This is a genomic window from Acinetobacter sp. 797_lipA (assembly GCF_058243025.1).
In genome coordinates this window covers 1,360,837-1,379,099 of record NZ_JBZAYQ010000001.1, presented here as the reverse complement: position 1 = coordinate 1,379,099, position 18,263 = coordinate 1,360,837, and the positions used below count along the sequence as shown (strand labels likewise).

Genomic DNA, 18,263 nt, shown 5'->3' with positions numbered 1-18,263 from the left:
ATTTGAAACTATTCTGTTTATGTCGCTTTTCCATTCCGATGCTTTTTTGGCTTTTCATTCACGTGATTTTTCACTTCTGAGTGTCAATCAGTTGTGCTTAATTCTAACCATCATGATTCAAGAAGTCGTCATTGCCTATAGTATCTATCAACTCACTCAAAATCCACTCAGCCTTGGCATGATTGCCTTAATTGAGTTACTCCCCTTTATTTGCCTCTCCCTGATCAGTGGCGACTGGGCTGATCGCTATAACCGACAAAAAATTGTGCAGTGGAGTTTTAGCTGTAGCACTTTAATTCCATTATTATTTATTGTTCTTTTTTTTCAGTACCAACAACAGCACATTCAACAAAATACACTTTTATGCGGCATTTATAGCCTCATCTTTTGCTTAGGCATACTTAGAGGCATTTACAGCCCATCATTTAATTCATTACGCCCTTTTCTAACCCCAGAGTCAGCCTATAGCAATGCAGCCACATGGACTGCTCTCATTTGGCAAATGGGCGGCATCTTAGCACCCTTATGTGCAGGACTGTTACTTGGCCAACTTGGGCTTGAAAAAACTCTCTTTATCGTTTTTTTCTTATGTTGCGTAGGTAGCATCTGCTTATTCGCATTAAGCGCTCGCGACTTCCCAAGCCCGCATAAACAACATTTAAGCAAAAGCTTAAAAGAGGCCTATTGGTTTATCTTTAAACATCCACTGATGTTTTGGAGTATGTTGCTGGATCTCAGCGCCATGCTTTTTTGTAGTGTCATTATCTTACTGCCTATTTTTGCACACGAGATCCTGCATCTAGGCGTTGAAGGCTTAGGTATACTCAGAGCGGCCCCAGCCATTGGCGCCTGTATCATGATGTTGGTGCTTACCTGTTATTCTCCAATGCAAAATGCATGGAGAAACATGCTCTATAGTAGTTTTGCAATTGCTTTGTGTACTTTAGCTTTCGCACTATCCCCCCATATTTGGCTCTCAGTCTTCTTTCTTGTTTTGATCGGTGCCTTTGATAGTATCAGTATGGTCATTCGACAAACTTTATTACAGCAACTCCCCCCAAAAGCACTATTAGGACGTGTAGCCGCTTTAAATGGCATCTTAGTGACTTCAGGTAATCAACTCGGTGCCCTACACATGAGCCTGATGACGCGCTATTTTTCGGTAGTGCCAGCAGTACTTATTGGCGGGACGCTGTGTTTAATGATCTGTGGTCTAAGTTCTACTCGTCCGCGACATTTACTCAAGCCATCTCCAACACAACAAAAACATGCCACCGTCACAAGAATCGAATAGCATGTTAAGCTTCAAATCTTCTTTTAATATGATGTGAGTTTTCAATAGAGCAAATTATGAAACAGATTCTCCACTTTTCACACACTCTCTATGTCAAACTCTATTCTTTCGTACTATCCATGTTGTTGGCTTATTGCCTATTCAATGCAATCTATAGTGTGATTATTGGTGGAAAAAGCGCATACCTTTTCAGTAGTCTGATTTTAATATTTCAAACCATTAATGTTTTTAAAGCATCTGTAAATAAGAAGATCTATAACTACATGGGATTGATTGGACTCATTCTAATTCTGATTTATCTCAATCATTGGACGTTTCTTTCTCAGCCTGAGAGTATTGCCATTCTTCCCTCAGTCATACTCACCCTACTTAGCTTAGGCTATTTTTCACAGCAACATTCGCGTTTAAATCTATTGAAGGCAGCTTTAATTTTTGGGTTTTTAGTACTGGCCTATACGCAATACCATGACTTGAATACTCTACAAGACTATTATGACAGCCTGCATACAGGCGAAACATGGCAGCAATATGGTGCTTTATAAAGATCAAAAAACCGTTAGCGTTTTCTTCTTATTTTAAGCACAAAAAAGCCAGCAATATCGCTGGCTTGATTCTTTTAGACTCTAGCGATGAGTATGAATCGACATCACAATGCCCATGCTCGCTAGCATGGTAATCACCGCGGTCCCCCCATAACTCATCAGTGGTAATGGATCACCTGTTACAGGTAAAATCCCACTGACCATCCCCGAGTTTAACAATACAAAGAAGAAGAACGTTAAGCCCACAGCACCCGCGTATAAACGCCCAAAATTATGGAAGCTGTTCATACCAATAATCAAACAACGAATGATAATGGCCGCAAACAAACTAAACAGCAAGAACACCCCAATAAAGCCAAACTCTTCCGCATACGTCGACATAATGAAGTCGGTATGGTGCTCAGGCAAATACCCTAAATGTGACTGTGTACCCTCTGTAAAACCCTTCCCCATTAAGCCACCTGAACCAATGGCAATCTTGGATTGGATAATATTCCAACCGGCACCCAATGCATCCGACTCTGGATCAAATAAAGTGAGCACTCGCTTTTTTTGGTACTCTTGCAAAAAGAACATCCAAAGTAAGGGAGCCACAACAGCCAACGCACCACAGGCCAAAGCAATGAGCCGCCAAGAGATACCGCTGAGGAAAATGACGCACACACCAGGAATCAAGAGACCTAGGTTTAAGTCGGGCTGTAAAGCCGCCAATAAAAATGGCAACATCATAATGCCCAACGAAATCACAATATGCATAAACTTAGGCGGGAATGCGCGGCCTGCAAAGTACCACGCCATCATCAAAGGCATGGCAAACTTCATAAACTCAGAAGGCTGCATGCTACCAATACCGGGTAGACTAATCCAACGTCTTGCTCCCATGCGGGTTTCGCCCACCACCAAGACCAGTACCATTAAAATCACAGCAAAGATGAAAAAATAAGGACTAATGGCCTGATAGACTTTGGGTGGGATTTGCGCACAGATAATCATCACAATGAAGCCCACAGCAAAGCTCGTGGCTTGGCGAAACACCATGCCCATATCTTGCGCTGAAGCACTATAAATAACCAACAATCCCAACACGGCATTTAAAATCAGAAAGCATAAAAGCCATGGATCTAAATGTAATTTAGCCCAGCGAGATGAGTCATGTTTAATGCTTCTACCGTCACGTAAAGACTGACGTAAAAAACGATACTGCTGTGATGGTATCATTTGCGTAAATTGAATGAGCTAAAGACAGGGCAAATTATAAGTTCAAAGTGTTTTAGATAACATCATTCAAACCCATATTTCTGTAGTTTTAGCCCAATAAATCCAAATAATTCTTATTGTGCCGCCAAAATCAGGCGTGCAAGCTCAAGGTCATCTGGATAGGTAATTTTAATATTATCGGAGCGCCCTTGTACGACTTGAACCTTTTCACCTACAAACTCTAAAGCACTGGCTTCATCTGTAATTAAAGCTTGTGCCTCTAGCGCATGTTCAATTGCTTTTTTTAGCACCCCCAGTTTAGCAATCTGTGGGGTTTGTGCCTGCCAAAGCTCTGAACGATCAACGGTTTCTTGAATATCTTGCGCTGAGATCACACGCTTTAAAGTATCTCTAACAGGAATAGCTAAAATTGCCCCTGTATTGGACTGAATAGCAGTGTCAACCAGTCTCACCAAACAATCCTGCGTGACACATGGACGAGCTGCATCATGGACAAAGACCCAGTCGTCAGCATCAGCGATTGTGGAAAGATAATTGAGCGCATTGAGCACTGAGTCTACACGCTCAGCACCACCTTCACAGAAATGTGCTTTTTCTATGTGAGTAAAAGGCAAACTTTGAGCAACATCATCATCTGAACCAATCGCCAAAACATAGCCCTGCAAAGGCAATTGATTAAGACGTAAAACCGTATGTTCAAGTACGGTCTTTTGTCCAATCATTTGATATTGTTTTAGTTCAGTTTTAGAAAAGCGACTACCCGAGCCAGCAGCAGGAATAATAGCCCACAATTTATGGAGTAGCTGGAGGGGTTTCAGGCTCATCGTCTTCATTGGTTCGCAAATCAATTTGGGCGTTAGGATCAATATAAACAGGCTTATATTGAGTACTGATGGTACTCATTTGAATAAACGTTTCTCGGGGTTTGATTAAACCCAAGTCTAAACGCGCATGCTCTTCAATGGCTTCAATACCATTTTTTAAATCATACACCTCAGCTGCCAAGACGCGATTACGTTCTTTTAAGTCGTTATTAATTTCAGTTTGTTGTTGGATTTTTTGTGTGAGTTGTAAATGGTCTTGATAACCACCCTCACCAAACCAGTATAAATACTGAAACCCTGCGATCAAAATGATCGCAAGGCCTAGTAGTACTTTACTCATCAACGAGTCGAATACATTGAACATTGACATCAGTCGCTTAGTTTAAACCTTTAAACTCAGCTTTACCGCGGTAAGCAGCATTTGTCAATTCTTCAATACGAAGCAATTGGTTGTATTTCGCTACACGGTCAGAACGGCACAGTGAACCTGTCTTAATTTGACCAGCTGCAGTACCCACCGCAAGATCCGCAATCGTAGAATCTTCAGTTTCGCCAGAACGGTGTGAAATCACTGTAGAGTAACCATTTTCTTTCGCAAGATAGATTGCATCTAGAGTTTCAGTCAACGTACCAATTTGGTTGTACTTGATTAAGATAGAGTTACCCACTTTCTCATTAATACCACGTTGAAGGATTTTCGGGTTTGTAACGAACAAGTCATCACCCACCAACTGGATTTTGTCGCCAAGGATAGACGTCAAGTAAGACCAACCTTCCCAATCTGACTCATCTAAACCATCTTCAATTGAGATAATTGGATATTGGTTTACAAGTCCAGCTAAATAGTCAGAGAACTGGTTGCTTGTGAATGCTTTATTGCCTTCACCAGCAAGGATGTATTGACCATTTTTGTAAAATTCTGAAGATGCACAGTCAAGCGCAAGCATAATATCAGAACCCGCTTTGTAGCCAGTTTGACCAATCGCTTCAAGAATAACTGTGATTGCTTCTTCGTTTGAACGCAAATTCGGTGCAAAACCACCTTCATCACCTACAGCAGTATTTAAACCCTTTTTGTTTAAAACTGATTTTAGAGAATGGAAGATTTCAGCACCTGCACGTAATGCTTCAGAGAATGAATTGAAGCCCACAGGCTCAATCATGAACTCTTGAATATCCACATTGTTGTCTGCATGCGAACCACCATTGATGATGTTCATCATTGGTACAGGCATAGTCAAAATCGTTTGACCACGTAAGTCTGCAATGTATTGGAATAGAGGAATTTTCTTTTCATCAGCAGCAGCACGTGCAGCAGCTAGTGATACAGCTAAAGTTGCATTCGCACCCAATTTTTCTTTGTTTTCAGTACCATCAAGCGCAATCATGGTGTTGTCGATGTCTTTTTGTTCAAACACTGATTTACCCATTAGAGCATCACGGATCAAAGTGTTTACGTTATTAACCGCATTTTTAACACCCTTACCCAAATAGCGTGCTTTGTCGCCATCACGAAGTTCTAAAGCTTCACGAGAACCAGTTGAAGCACCAGATGGTGCACATGCACGGCCAACTACGCCAGATGCTAAGATTACGTCTGCTTCGATGGTTGGGTTACCACGAGAGTCCAAAATTTCACGTGCACGGATGTCAACGATTTGGCTCATGAACAATTCCTCAGTTGATTAATAACGAGATGCTTTAGATGGCATCAATGAGTTTATAATTTAGTGTGTATCTAGCTTTTTGAAACCTTTAACCAAGGTGTCCAATTCTTTTAGCTGTGCCAAGAAAGGCTCAAGTTGAGACATACGCAATGCGCATGGTCCATCACACTTGGCTTTTTCTGGGTCAGGATGCGCTTCCAAGAATAAACCTGCTAGACCTGTTGCCATTCCCGCGCGAGCAAGTGTCGTGATTTGCGCACGGCGACCGCCCGCAGAATCTGCACGACCACCCGGAGTTTGAAGCGCATGGGTCACATCAAAGAACACAGGGACATTCATTTCTTTCATGATGTCGAAACCCAACATGTCTACAACCAAATTGTTGTAACCAAATGCCGAACCACGTTCACAAATAATGAGCTTGTCATTCCCTGCCTCTAAACACTTATGCAAAATATGGCGCATTTCATGAGGTGCAAGGAATTGTGCTTTTTTGATGTTAATGATGGCATCCGTTTTGGCCATCGCTTCAACCAAATCCGTCTGACGACTTAGAAAAGCAGGAAGTTGAATAATATCCGCAACTTCCGCTACAGGTGCAGCTTGGTAAGGTTCATGTACATCAGTAATAATGGGTACATTAAAATGTTTTTTAATGTCAGCTAACCACTCAATCCCTTTTTCTAGGCCTGGCCCTCGAAACGAGTTCAAGCTTGAACGGTTGGCTTTATCAAAACTGGCTTTAAATACGTAAGGAATCTCCAAACGCTTGCAGATGTCGACATAAGTCTCTGCAATTTCAAAAGCCAAATCTTTAGACTCAAGTACGTTCATGCCGCCGAATAGTACAAATGGCAAGTGGTTTGCCATTTGTATATCGCCTAAACGTACAATTTCTTGTGGTTTTAATTGTGACATTTAAACTTCCTAGTTTATTACTTAACCCAAATTACTTCGCTTTTTTGTACTGTACTTTCGCAGCATCAATAAAACTAGCGAATAATGGGTGTCCATCACGTGGTGAACTTGTAAATTCCGGGTGGAATTGTACAGCAATAAACCAAGGATGTTGAGGAATTTCAACTGTTTCTACTAAGTGCTGTACAGGTGAATAGCCCGAAATTTTCATGCCCGCTTCTTCAAGCGCTGGAATAAAACGGTTATTCATCTCATAGCGGTGACGGTGACGTTCAATAATATCTGCTGAACCATACACTTCACGTGTTTTGGTGCCTTCAACCAATTCTGATTTTTGAGCACCAAGACGCATCGTACCACCAAGATCAGAATCAACATTACGCTGTTGAACTTCACCACGTTCATCTAACCATTCAGTGATTAGACCAATCAATGGAGACTTAGTCGAACGGTTGAATTCAGTCGAACTCGCATCACTAATACCCACGACATTACGTGCATATTCGATCACAGCCAACTGCATACCTAAACAGATACCCAAGAATGGAACACCGTTTTCACGTGCGAACTTAATCGCTTGCATTTTCCCTTCAGTACCACGTTCACCGAAACCACCCGGAACTAAGATTGCATCTGCATCTTTCAATACTTCTGCTACATCTTGGCTTTCAAGCTCTTCAGCGTTTACGTAGTCGATTTGCACTTTCACACGGTTTTGAATACCGGCATGTAAAAGTGCTTCGTTTACAGATTTGTAAGCATCTGGAAGTTCAACATACTTACCCACCATTGCGACACGTACTGTGTATTCAGGGTTAAGTAATGCTTCTACAACATTATCCCAATCTGTTAAATCAGCTTCAGGAAGATCGTTATAGCCAAAACGTTCACAAATTAAATCATCAACGTTTTGTTCGTAGAATGTACGTGGAATTTGATAAATCGAGCGCGCATCTTTACACACCACAACTGCACGTGCTTCTACGTTAGTGAACAAAGCAATTTTGCGGGTCGTGTCTGCATCAACATCATATTCAGTACGACAAATTAAAATGTCTGGCTGAATACCAATCGACAACAATTCTTTTACCGAGTGTTGAGTTGGTTTAGTTTTCAACTCTGCCGCAGATTTGATATATGGAAGCAAAGTTAAGTGCATAAGCATAGTGCGCTTATGACCTAGTTCAACCATAAGTTGACGTACAGATTCCATGAATGGGAGAGATTCGATGTCACCTACTGTACCGCCAATTTCAACAATCGCAACGTCATAACCTTCGCCTGCACGAAGTACACGTTCTTTGATGTTGTCTGTAATATGTGGAATAACTTGAACAGTTCCACCAAGGTAGTCACCACGGCGTTCTTTATTTAAAACGTCTTGGTATACGCGACCAGAAGTAAAGTTATTTAACTTGGTCATTTTCGCACGACGCAAGAAACGTTCGTAATAACCCAAGTCTAAATCGGTTTCTGCACCATCCTCTGTGACAAAAACTTCACCATGTTGGAACGGGCTCATAGTCCCTGGATCGACATTAATGTATGGATCCATTTTTACCATGGTTACTTTTAATCCACGGGCTTCTAAAAGCGCAGCAACTGAAGCAGCTGAAATACCTTTACCTAGTGATGAAACTACACCACCAGTCACGAAAATAAAATGGGTCATTGGGTTTCTCGTACAATCGAGCCTAATTCGGCCTGCAATGTTGCGCAATTTTACTTTACCTTGTACCAATAAAGCAAAGTCAATCCGCATCAATTCATAGAACAATAAACAATTGGATATTCTATCAGCATTTGGCAGATAAAATTAAGCTAAGTTCATAGGATTTTCATCTTGCATTTTGCTGTTATAATGGCACGATCCTTCAAACACTCGATTTTATGTAATTATGAATAAAAAACTTTTAATTTGTGGCGCCATTGCAGCAGGCTTACTATTAACAGCATGTGTAAAGAAAGAAGCGCCTAAAGAAGATGAACAAGAACAAGTTGAAGTCGTCACTACAGAGCAACAACAAACTGTTGAACTGCAACCTTTAGCAGCGTCTGAGCCGGAGATTCCAGCGCAAGTTGAAGTGATTCGCGAAGAAACACCGAATACAACTACCGAGATCCGTCGTGAAACGCCAGCACCTGCTCCAGCAGCTCAGCCTGCACCTAAAGCAGAAGCACCAAAAGCTGAAGAAAAACCAACGCAAGCACGTCCAAGTAATACAAACCCAAATGCACAAACTGAAGACGATGCCGTTGCAGCAGCCATTGCAGCAGCGACACCAGCTTTAGAAAACTAATTATCACTATTTAGATGATTAAAAAAACCCGATTGATATCGGGTTTTTTATTGCTGATTTATAAGTAGTCTTTTAATTTTTCTACAAGAAAATCAATAAATAAACGAATACGCTTTGGCACATAGTTCTGTTGATAGTAGACTGCATGTATTTTCTGCTCTTTGATCTGAATTTGGTCTTCCAACAAAGCAATAAACCGCCCATCTTGAATATCTTGCTCGACCATAAAACGTGACAAACACGCAATCCCTGCCCCTTGCAATGCCAACTGACGAACCGTTTCACCATTTGAGCATTTAATTTTGGCCTGAATAGTTAAAGGTTCATCCTCCAACTGAATAGGCCACGTATTTAAATGTGCAGGCTGACTAAAACCAAGCAAAGTATGTGAGCTTAATTCTGCTGCATTTTTAGGTAGACCATGTTTTTGTGCATAAATCGGACTTGCCACAATATATAAACGACTTTTGCAAAGCAGCTTGGCATGTAAGCTTGAATCCGCCAACTCACCAAACCGAATCGCGACATCGGTTTTATGTTCAAGTAAGTCTATAACCTGATCGTGATTGGTAATTTCTATATCAATTTTTGGGTAGTGCTGCATAAATTCTTCAATCAGCGGCACTATCACATGCAGTACAAAAGGCGTTGCTGAATCAATCCGAATTAAACCAGACGCCTCAGCATCAGTATTTTGCAGACTTTCTTCAGCTTCGGTCAGATCGAGTAAAATTTTACGCGCCTTTGCCAAAAACTGCTGTCCTTCATAGGTCAGCTTGAGCTTCCGTGTCGTTCGTTCCAGCAACGTCACATTCAACTTCGACTCTAAACGTTGTAAGGCACGGCTGACACCTGATGTGGTTTGATCCAATTGCTGCGCAGCTTTGACGATAGAGCCACTATCAACAATGCTCACAAAAGCCGTTAATTCTTCTATGGTTGATTTCATGTGTAATTATTGATTAATAGTCAATAATATTTTGCAAATTACCCAGTTTTTAAGCAAGTCTTTTTTCTACAAAATAGCCTCATTCCATGAAACAAGTTATCGAGTAAAAAATGAATATCGTTCCTCAATTCGGCCTAGGTACTTTCCGTTTAACAGGTGACACTGTCATTGAGTCTGTGAAAACTGCACTAGAAGTCGGTTATCGTGCGGTCGATACTGCTCAAATCTATGGTAATGAAGCTGAAGTTGGTCAAGCCATTGAACTCAGTGGTATCAACCGTCAAGATCTTTTTCTCACCACAAAAATCTGGACGGAAAATTACTCAGCAGAAAAATTGATTCCAAGCTTAAAAGAAAGTTTGCATAAACTAAAAACCGATACCGTGAATCTAACCTTGATCCACTGGCCTGCCCCAAGTACAGGTGTGAACATTACAGAACTCATGCAGAACTTATTGGAGGCAAAACAACAAGGTTTGACTGAGAACATTGGTATTTCTAACTTCAATATTGAGCTGACTCAACAGGCGATTGAGAGTATTGGGCTGGAAAACATCGCAACCAACCAAATTGAACTCAGTCCTTACCTACAAAACCATCAACTGGTTGATTTCCTCCAAGCGCAAAACATTGATGTCACTTCATATATGACACTGGCTTACGGTAAGGTTTTGAATGATCCTGTTTTAATGCACATCGCGCAGCAACATCAGGTATCAACTGCACAAATTAGCTTGGCTTGGGCATTACAACGTGGTTTTGCAGTCATACCTTCTTCAACCAAACGTGAACACTTGATGTCCAACTTAAAGGCGCAAGAGATTCAACTGTCGACTGAAGAAATGATGGCAATTACGCAATTAGACCGAAATCAACGTGAAGTTAGTCCTGAGGGATTAGCACCGATGTGGGATTGAGCATCGCTATGAAAATTAATTTTCCACTTTTGGCACTTGCAGTGGGTGCTTTTGCCATTGGAACCACCGAGTTTTCACCCATGGGCTTTTTGCCTGAAATTGCCAACGATTTGTCCGTTTCAATTCCACAAGCCGGACTGCTGATTAGTGCCTATGCAGTAGGTGTCATAATTGGGGCTCCGCTCATGACCTTATGGCTGGCACGCTTTCCTAAGAAAACCGCTTTAATCCTATTGATGGCTATTTTCACGATTGGGAATGTGTTGGCGACCGTTGCACCTGATTATATGAGCTTAATGGGTGCACGTTTAATTACCAGTTTAAACCATGGTGCATTCTTTGGCTTAGGTTCGGTGGTGGCGGCCAGTGTTGTGCCTAAAGACAAACAAGCCAGTGCAGTCGCCATGATGTTTATGGGTCTCACCATTGCCAATATTGGCGGTGTGCCACTTGCAACGTGGCTCAGTCAAAATACCAGTTGGCGCATGGCTTTTGCTGCGATTTCAATCTTAGGCATTATGACCATATTGGCACTATGGAAAGCACTCCCACAAGATCACGATATGGTTAAACCGAATGTAGCAAAAGAATTACGTGTTTTAACACGTGCGCCTGTCGTCCTTGCTTTATTAACCACGGTCATGAGCGCGGGCGCAATGTTTGCGTTATATACCTACATTGCTCCGAGCCTACATGTATTTATGCAGGCATCACCGCAAACCATCACCTTAATGTTGGTTTTAATCGGGATTGGTTTCTCCATTGGTAATCATTTGGGTGGAAAGTTTGCCGATCTATCCCTAGAGAAAACCCTGATAGGCTTCCTTATACTTTTAATGGTGATGATGCTTGTTTTCCCAGTATTAGCGCAAACAACCGTTGGTGCAGCGATTGGCTTAGTGATTTGGGGTACGGCAGCATTTGCGGTAGTACCACCACTGCAAATGCGCGTCATGTCAGTTGCAGCAGATGCGCCTGGTCTCGCCTCTTCCGTTAACATTGGCGCGTTTAACTTAGGCAATGCCTTAGGTGCCTTTGCAGGAGCAACCGTATTAAGTATGCAACTCAGCTATGCAGCGGTTTCATATGCAGGTGCCGCACTCAGCTTTATGGCCTTAATCTTGGTTTTACTGCAGATGAAGTTCGGTCTCAGCAAGAAAGCTTGTGAAGCCGTTTAAGCCTTACACGACTAAACCAATCAAAAAAAGACCTACACTGCTGTAGGTCTTTTTTATACTTAGTGTTTTTGTTGTTCCAATTTCAAAAAATCCGCAATCAGCTTGGTTGCCCAAGACTCAGTATTAAGCGCCCCTTCATAGAAGCCACAATGGCTGCCTTTTTTGGTGGTCACAACGGCAATATTCGGCATTTGACGGATCATGTCTTTATACGGTTCAAAATTTTTAATGTGACAGACGGGATCATCCTCTGCATTTAAAATCAGCAATGGAATGGTGACATTTTCAAATACATAGATTGGGTTTGTGGCTTGGTTATAACTATCATAGTCCACATAACCCGCCATTTCATAATAACTGGACTCAAACTCAGCCAAGGTTTTGGTCATTAAGACTTGCGACACAGACGCTGTTTGTTGCCACGTTTGCTGGTAGGGAAAAATAAATTTCTTAAACAGCTTCTTGGTCATGACTTTACTGTAAAAGGGATGCACATTTACAAAACCCAACTCCGTGTTATAACCTGGGCACAGCGCAAAAGCCGCTTTAAAAGGGGTCTGACTCCCTTCTTCGCCTAAGTAACGCACCAAAAGCCCTGTTCCTGCAGAAGAGCCTACCGCATACAACATTGAACTTGGAAATGTACTTTGAATAAAGGCAATTTGCTCACGTAAATCATCGGTTGAACCAAAAAGATTCATTTTGGGTACAGGCATTGGAAGGTCTGCATGTCCACGGCGTAAGCACAGTGCAACACGCCAACCCGTATAGCGATTTAAGTCACGCACCACCTCACGCATACTTTCAGGAGAGCCTGTAATCGTATGCATAACCACAACTGTTGGCGTCGCTTCAGGCAAGTCATAACCAAACCACATGATGCCAGTGACCCCACCGTCTTGCATCTCTAACTGATCAAAATGATCGTATTCCAATTGAATTCGACGCTTGCGAATCACATCAAAATACAAAAGATGGGCATGCGTGTTGGATAACCACGGCGTTGGTCGGTACTTTTCTTGAAGCTGTGTAAGCGCCCCAACAGTCTCTTGAATTTGCCCTTGAGGGTTAATATAGAGCTTCGGTTGTTCCGCACCAGTCACTCGATCCCACGCCGTTTGGCTTAATTGGTTTAGCAAACTGAACACAGCATTCATATCAGTACCTTCTTTTTCCTATCTTTCTTGGTGATGCATCAATTTTCTTGCCTAACTATAAATAACAAGTCACACGTTTATCATCCAGCTTGAGGTGAAAAAGCTGCCATTCGCTGTCCCATTTGTACAGCTAAGGCCTCTAGCCCAGATTTAGGGCGGATCATCACTTCAAAATCTACAATTTGACCTTGCTCATTAAAACGAATCATGTCAATCCCTTTGAGCTTTTTTTCGCCGACATTGGCAGAAAACTCAAGGACGACACTTAAACCATCTTCTGTAAAAAATTCACGGTGGTAAGTAAAGTTTTCAAAAACCTGAATCACATTACTTAAAATAAAAAAAACCACTTGCTTACCCGGATAAGGATTAAATGCCACAGGTGAACGGAACACGACATCTTCTGCTAAAAGCTCATTTAAGATGCTCATATCACGAGTCGTGGCCATATCATGCCAGCGTACCAATGCTTGTTTTGTTGTTGCTAAACTCATTCTTATGTCCTTATGAAAGTGAATCCACTCAAATCTGCAATAAAAGCACCTTCTCTTAGACCACATACGTTTCATGGAAAAGGCTACACGAGGGAAAAGATAATATTTTAGAAAATATCTCTCCCAAACCCTCTCCGTATAGGAGAGGGAGCTTTATTACAAATTTTAAGCTGATAAATTATTGTTATCGATTAAATGGTCGCAGCCAGTTCAGCGCCTTGACGAATCGCACGCTTCGCATCCAACTCACCTGCTTCTTTCGCACCACCAATCAAATGCACATTTTTACCATCGGCTTTTAATTGGTCGTACATTGCAGTATAAGACTCTTGTCCTGCACAGATAATCACGTGATCAACCTCTAAAACCGTTGGCTGATCATTCACTGTAATGTGGAGACCTTGATCATCAATTTTGTCGTAGCTTGCACCTGCAATCATTTTTACATCGCGATGTTTTAGCCCTGTACGGTGAATCCAACCCGTGGTTTTACCTAAGCTTGCACCGACTGCCTTCGCTTTACGCTGTAGAAGGTAAATTTTCCGATCCGATTGCTCCAAGACTGGCTGTTTTAAGCCACCGACATGTGCATAGCTGGTATCAATTCCCCATTCATCATAGAATTTTTGTGGGTTTAAACTACCGCTTTCACCTTCATGGCTTAAGTATTCTGCTGTATCGAAACCAATACCACCCGCACCAATAATTGCTACTTTTTTACCGACAGGCTTACGCTCACGTAGAACTTCGATATAACTCAACACTTTCGGGTGATCAATCCCTTCTATAGTTAGCTCACGTGGAGTAACGCCTGTTGCAACCACGATGTCATCATAGTTTTCAGCGCTCAGTTCTTCATAAGTTGCGGTATGATTCAGCACCAATTTGATATTCGGTTGTAATTCAATTTTACGTTTGAAATAACGCAGTGTTTCGTAAAACTCTTCTTTACCGGGAATAGTTTTCGCAATATTAAACTGACCACCAATCTGACTGGCTGCATCAAAAACAGTTACTTGATGTCCACGGTCAGCGGCATAAGTCGCAAAACTCAAACCTGCAGGCCCAGCACCAATCACCGCAATATTTTTCTTAACTGCACTTTCTTTAAAAATCAGTTCAGTTTCATAGCATGCACGCGGGTTGACTAAACACGTCGCAATTTGCATGGAGAAAATTTGATCTAAACAAGCTTGGTTACAACCAATACACGTATTGATTTCATCACTACGACCTTGTTCTGCTTTGAGTACAAACTCAGCGTCTGCAAGCATTGGGCGTGCCATCGACACCATATCCGCATCCCCCTGAGCCAAAACATGTTCAGCCATTTCAGGGGTATTAATACGGTTAGATGTCACTAAAGGAATTTGAACCGAACCTTTTAGCTTCTTGGTCACCCATGTAAATGCCGCACGTGGCACTTTGGTTGCAATCGTTGGAATACGCGCTTCATGCCAACCAATACCTGTGTTGATAATGGTTGCACCCGCCTTTTCAATTTCTTTGGCAAGCTGAATCACTTCTTCTAAAGTCGAACCACCTTCAACCAAATCCAGCATTGAAAGACGATAAATAATAATAAAGTTTTCACCGACTTCTGCACGAGTGCGTTTTACGATTTCAATCGGAAAACGAATACGATTTTCATAGCTTCCACCCCATTCATCATCACGATGATTGGTACGTGCCGCGATAAATTCATTGATTAAGTAGCCTTCTGAACCCATGATTTCAACACCATCATAGCCAGCAACTTGTGACAATTTTGCACAATTCACAAAGTCTGCAATAGTCTGATTCACTTCAGCAGAAGTAAGAGCATGGGGTTTTACAGGGTTAATCGGTGCTTGAATTGCAGAAGGTGCAACGTTTTCAGCCTGATAAGAATAACGACCAGTATGTAAAATCTGTAATGCAATTTTACCACCCGCATCATGTACGGCTTGTGTGATGACTTTATGCTTTTCCGCTTCTTCTAAAGTATCTAATTTAGAACCACCGTGAAAAGTCACACCATGATCATTCGGTGAAATACCCCCTGTTACAATGAGTCCTACACCGCCAGCGGCACGCTCTGCATAAAATGCCGCCATGCGATCATAACCACCTTCAACTTCTTCAAGTCCAACGTGCATAGATCCCATTAATACGCGGTTTTTTAATGTGGTAAAGCCTAAATCTAAAGGCGCAAGTAAATGCGGATAATTAGACATGTGTACTCCTTGGCGTGCTTTCGCTGGCTGGTATTTTTAAATATAAGGTTAGATCAAATTATTTAATGCAACAAGTTGCATAATGTTTATCTTTATAATCGAGATTTGTTTTTTATGCAACATGTTGCATAATGACTCTACGTCCATTTTATTTGCGAAATATTACCGAAATGTCATTAGCTCATGTTTTATTGACCAGTTTGATTGAAAAACCAAGCACAGGTATTGAGTTAGCGCGTCGTTTTGACCGTTCAATGGGCTTCTTTTGGAATGCTACACATCAACAGATATATAGAGAACTCAGCGCTATGCAAAGCAAAGGCTGGATTTCAACAATAGAAGATGATGGTGCAACCTCGCGTAAAAAAACCTATCAGGCAGAACAGCTCGGACGTACAGAACTTGCAGACTGGCTGGTAAAACAAAGCCCACCTGCCCAGCTCCGTGAAGAACTGATGGTGAGACTGCGTGTTGAAGCTCAACTTGGCGGCAACACGGTTTTGCCTGAACTGGAACGACATCTCACCCTACACAAAGAAAAATTACAAATTTACCAAAGCATTTTTGCCAAAGACTTTGGTCATGCTGAAGAAAATGATCGCACCTTATACATCCATAAAATGATTTTACAACTTGGAATTAATTTAGAATGTGGTTGGATTGAATGGCTAGAGACCATAATTCCAGCACTTAAAAACTTCGAAAAATAAAAAACCACACAAAGGATTGACCATGCCACATTATTTAATGCCAGATGGCGAAAAACTCTATGTTCGAGAATTTGGACAAGGCACACCAGTACTGGTCTTATCTGGCTTAGGGATGCAAAGTTGGCAATGGCTGCCTTTTTTATATCAACACCGTAAAAAGTACCGTTTTTACATTCCTGACTGGCGAGGTTTTGGTGGTTCAGCGCAGTGCAAAATTCCCACACTGGATGCGATTTCCAGCCACTGGCAAGATTTAAACTGCTTTCTAAATCAATATGCTGATACAACATTCCATGTGATTGCCTACTCTATGGGCGCCACGACAGCCATGCATGGTATGCAATATGGTCGCTTTCAAGACCATATCAGTAGCTATTTACACATTGACCAAACTCCCAAGATTAGCGTAGATGCAGACTGGCCACATGGTTTATTTGCTGAAAAGCATGCTGACTTCAAAGTCATCCTACAAAACATTGCAGACCTATTGGCCCAAAATGCACAGTATCGTTTGATCTCAGACTTAACAGCGTCTATGCGTACAGAACTGGTTAAGCAATGGTTGGCTTTTATTCAACTACAAGCCACGCCATCTCGAACTGCGGCCTTATTTCAAAAAGCATTTCAACAGCCATACTTGCAAAAATTCATGCTCCCGATCCAGCGTTTAGACTATATGGCTTGGTATATTCAAAATTATCTTGACCATCAAGAAGACTATCGCAGTGCGCTCAGTCAGATTGACCGACCGGCTACATTTTTTATTGGTGAAGGCTCAAAACTTTATCCTGCTCAAGGACAAAAGCTGATTGCCTCAAGCGTACCGCATGCCAAAACGGTGATCTTTAAAAAATCTGGGCATACGCCTTTATTGAGTGAACCGCGCAAATTCTCCCAAGAAATTACACGTTTCCTCAACGCTACGGATGTTTGAATGTGTGTCGTATTATCAATCAAATAATGAATATTTTTATAAAAACTAAATATATATACACTTAATCATTCCATTGTAATGACAAAAAATCAGAGCAACCCGATAAAACACCAATGCTTAGGAATTAAAAAAGGCATCTCTAAGAGGTGCCTTTTTCTTATGCTGCATAGGTCTGCTTGAGATAAGCAACAATATCCGCCGACTCAAACAAAGCCGTTTCAGTGTTCGGATCAACCAAATATGGCACTTGAATATCACGCCCCATCACCTGCATAACTTGCTCACGCTTTCCACCTGCCAAAGGTACATACTTGCCCGGCTTCAAACGCAGTACTGCTGGGCCTTGATCTTGCCAACGTTCTTTAGGCACATTATGAAACTTAAAAGGCAGCTCCAACTCGGTCAGCAAACCACGGACAATCCGAGTATAAGGACTGGCTTCAAATCCCCAAAGTTGTAACAGCTGTTCTGGCGCTACGCGATCTTTAATGTTCTTATTGATCCACACTCCACTCGCTCCATTTACCAATGTCCCAACATAAGCAACATAAGGTGTTTTGGGATAATGTGCATACTTTTTCGGTGTTTTACCACTGCGGCCATACTGTTCAAACAAGTAGTGAATAATATCTTCAGATTCGTACAGCTTGGTGTCTGTATTTTCATCAAGTAAAAAAGGAAATTGGGTTTTCCCACCCAACTGTTTCACCAAAGGGCGATATTTAGTTCCACCCTTAGGACATGGATACACTTCATAATCCAAGTTCAACAAAGTCAATACTTCACGCACACGACGACAATATGGCGAGCCTTCAAACTCATAGAGCTTTAAAGGTTGCTCAGGTTGTTTAGGATGCGGCGTTCCTGTTACACCACGTCCACCTTGCGCAAGCCCAGAAAAAAGAGCCTGAATCACTTTAATTTGATGCTTCACCATATTACACG

General features: G+C 41.7%; 18 protein-coding genes. 7 read left to right on the top strand and 11 right to left on the bottom strand.

The annotated features are described in order from the left end of the window. The first annotated feature begins 19 nt into the window (after positions 1–19). Together AC4CU2_RS06675 and AC4CU2_RS06670 are read left to right on the top strand one after the other, a co-directional pair. Positions 20–1,294 (top strand): MFS transporter, encoded by a 1,275-nt coding sequence (locus AC4CU2_RS06675; RefSeq protein ID WP_490768490.1) that lies wholly within the window; start codon positions 20–22, stop codon positions 1,292–1,294. Between the two features lie 56 nt (positions 1,295–1,350). Further along, on the top strand, positions 1,351–1,836 hold the full coding sequence (locus AC4CU2_RS06670) for a hypothetical protein (protein WP_114837400.1): 486 nt from the start codon (positions 1,351–1,353) through the stop codon (positions 1,834–1,836). A gap of 81 nt (positions 1,837–1,917) precedes the next feature. Here AC4CU2_RS06670 and rodA read toward each other — a convergent pair whose 3' ends face one another. From rodA to pyrG, 6 genes are all read right to left on the bottom strand, one after another. Then, positions 1,918–3,054 carry a rod shape-determining protein RodA gene (gene rodA, locus AC4CU2_RS06665; RefSeq protein WP_004696637.1) on the bottom strand — a complete coding sequence of 379 codons (1,137 nt, stop codon included), beginning with the start codon at positions 3,052–3,054 and terminating at the stop codon, positions 1,918–1,920. A 113-nt stretch (positions 3,055–3,167) separates the two neighbouring features. Further along, positions 3,168–3,887, bottom strand: a complete 720-nt coding sequence (gene ispD, locus AC4CU2_RS06660; protein ID WP_490768489.1) for a 2-C-methyl-D-erythritol 4-phosphate cytidylyltransferase — start codon at positions 3,885–3,887, stop codon at positions 3,168–3,170. Then, the gene (locus AC4CU2_RS06655) at positions 3,847–4,248 is read right to left on the bottom strand and encodes a septum formation initiator family protein (RefSeq protein WP_010326966.1); all 402 of its coding nucleotides are present in this window, start codon (positions 4,246–4,248) and stop codon (positions 3,847–3,849) included. Before AC4CU2_RS06655 ends, ispD begins: the two co-directional genes overlap by 41 nt. A 7-nt stretch (positions 4,249–4,255) precedes the next feature. After that, a complete protein-coding gene (gene eno, locus AC4CU2_RS06650) occupies positions 4,256–5,545 on the bottom strand; it encodes a phosphopyruvate hydratase (RefSeq protein ID WP_490768488.1) in 1,290 nt (429 codons plus the stop codon). Positions 5,546–5,605: 60 nt separating this feature from the next. Beyond that, a complete protein-coding gene (kdsA, locus tag AC4CU2_RS06645; RefSeq protein WP_005401052.1) occupies positions 5,606–6,463 on the bottom strand; it encodes a 3-deoxy-8-phosphooctulonate synthase in 858 nt (285 codons plus the stop codon). Positions 6,464–6,494: 31 nt separating this feature from the next. Then, entirely contained in the window at positions 6,495–8,135 is a 1,641-nt protein-coding gene (gene pyrG, locus AC4CU2_RS06640) for a CTP synthase (protein WP_490768487.1), read from the bottom strand. A 226-nt stretch (positions 8,136–8,361) separates the two neighbouring features. Between pyrG and AC4CU2_RS06635 the strand changes: the two genes are divergently transcribed. Continuing rightward, entirely contained in the window at positions 8,362–8,763 is a 402-nt protein-coding gene (locus AC4CU2_RS06635) for an internalin (protein ID WP_078388789.1), read from the top strand. 58 nt (positions 8,764–8,821) lie between these two features. Here AC4CU2_RS06635 and AC4CU2_RS06630 read toward each other — a convergent pair whose 3' ends face one another. Continuing rightward, positions 8,822–9,712 (bottom strand): LysR substrate-binding domain-containing protein, encoded by an 891-nt coding sequence (locus AC4CU2_RS06630; RefSeq protein WP_490768486.1) that lies wholly within the window; start codon positions 9,710–9,712, stop codon positions 8,822–8,824. Positions 9,713–9,822: 110 nt separating this feature from the next. On the opposite strand from AC4CU2_RS06630, the gene dkgB reads away from it, so the two are divergent. Further along, positions 9,823–10,629 (top strand): 2,5-didehydrogluconate reductase DkgB, encoded by an 807-nt coding sequence (gene dkgB / locus AC4CU2_RS06625; RefSeq protein ID WP_062033131.1) that lies wholly within the window; start codon positions 9,823–9,825, stop codon positions 10,627–10,629. A gap of 8 nt (positions 10,630–10,637) precedes the next feature. Further along, positions 10,638–11,807, top strand: a complete 1,170-nt coding sequence (locus tag AC4CU2_RS06620) for an MFS transporter (RefSeq protein ID WP_490768485.1) — start codon at positions 10,638–10,640, stop codon at positions 11,805–11,807. A gap of 59 nt (positions 11,808–11,866) precedes the next feature. On the opposite strand, the gene AC4CU2_RS06615 is transcribed toward AC4CU2_RS06620, so the two are convergent. From AC4CU2_RS06615 to AC4CU2_RS06605, 3 genes are all read right to left on the bottom strand, one after another. After that, positions 11,867–12,964 (bottom strand): YheT family hydrolase, encoded by a 1,098-nt coding sequence (locus AC4CU2_RS06615; RefSeq protein ID WP_184119057.1) that lies wholly within the window; start codon positions 12,962–12,964, stop codon positions 11,867–11,869. A gap of 80 nt (positions 12,965–13,044) precedes the next feature. Next, positions 13,045–13,458 carry a nuclear transport factor 2 family protein gene (locus AC4CU2_RS06610; protein ID WP_490768484.1) on the bottom strand — a complete coding sequence of 138 codons (414 nt, stop codon included), beginning with the start codon at positions 13,456–13,458 and terminating at the stop codon, positions 13,045–13,047. Between the two features lie 191 nt (positions 13,459–13,649). After that, entirely contained in the window at positions 13,650–15,674 is a 2,025-nt protein-coding gene (locus AC4CU2_RS06605) for an NADPH-dependent 2,4-dienoyl-CoA reductase (protein WP_490768483.1), read from the bottom strand. 170 nt (positions 15,675–15,844) lie between these two features. Between AC4CU2_RS06605 and AC4CU2_RS06600 the strand changes: the two genes are divergently transcribed. Then, positions 15,845–16,384 carry a PadR family transcriptional regulator gene (locus AC4CU2_RS06600; protein ID WP_058869883.1) on the top strand — a complete coding sequence of 180 codons (540 nt, stop codon included), beginning with the start codon at positions 15,845–15,847 and terminating at the stop codon, positions 16,382–16,384. 22 nt (positions 16,385–16,406) lie between these two features. Continuing rightward, positions 16,407–17,318, top strand: coding sequence for an alpha/beta fold hydrolase (locus tag AC4CU2_RS06595; protein WP_490768482.1), 912 nt, complete (start codon positions 16,407–16,409; stop codon positions 17,316–17,318). A gap of 157 nt (positions 17,319–17,475) precedes the next feature. On the opposite strand, the gene AC4CU2_RS06590 is transcribed toward AC4CU2_RS06595, so the two are convergent. Then, complete coding sequence (locus AC4CU2_RS06590; RefSeq protein WP_004981887.1) at positions 17,476–18,255, bottom strand: glutathione S-transferase N-terminal domain-containing protein; 780 nt, start codon at positions 18,253–18,255, stop codon at positions 17,476–17,478. Positions 18,256–18,263: the final 8 nt, after the last annotated feature.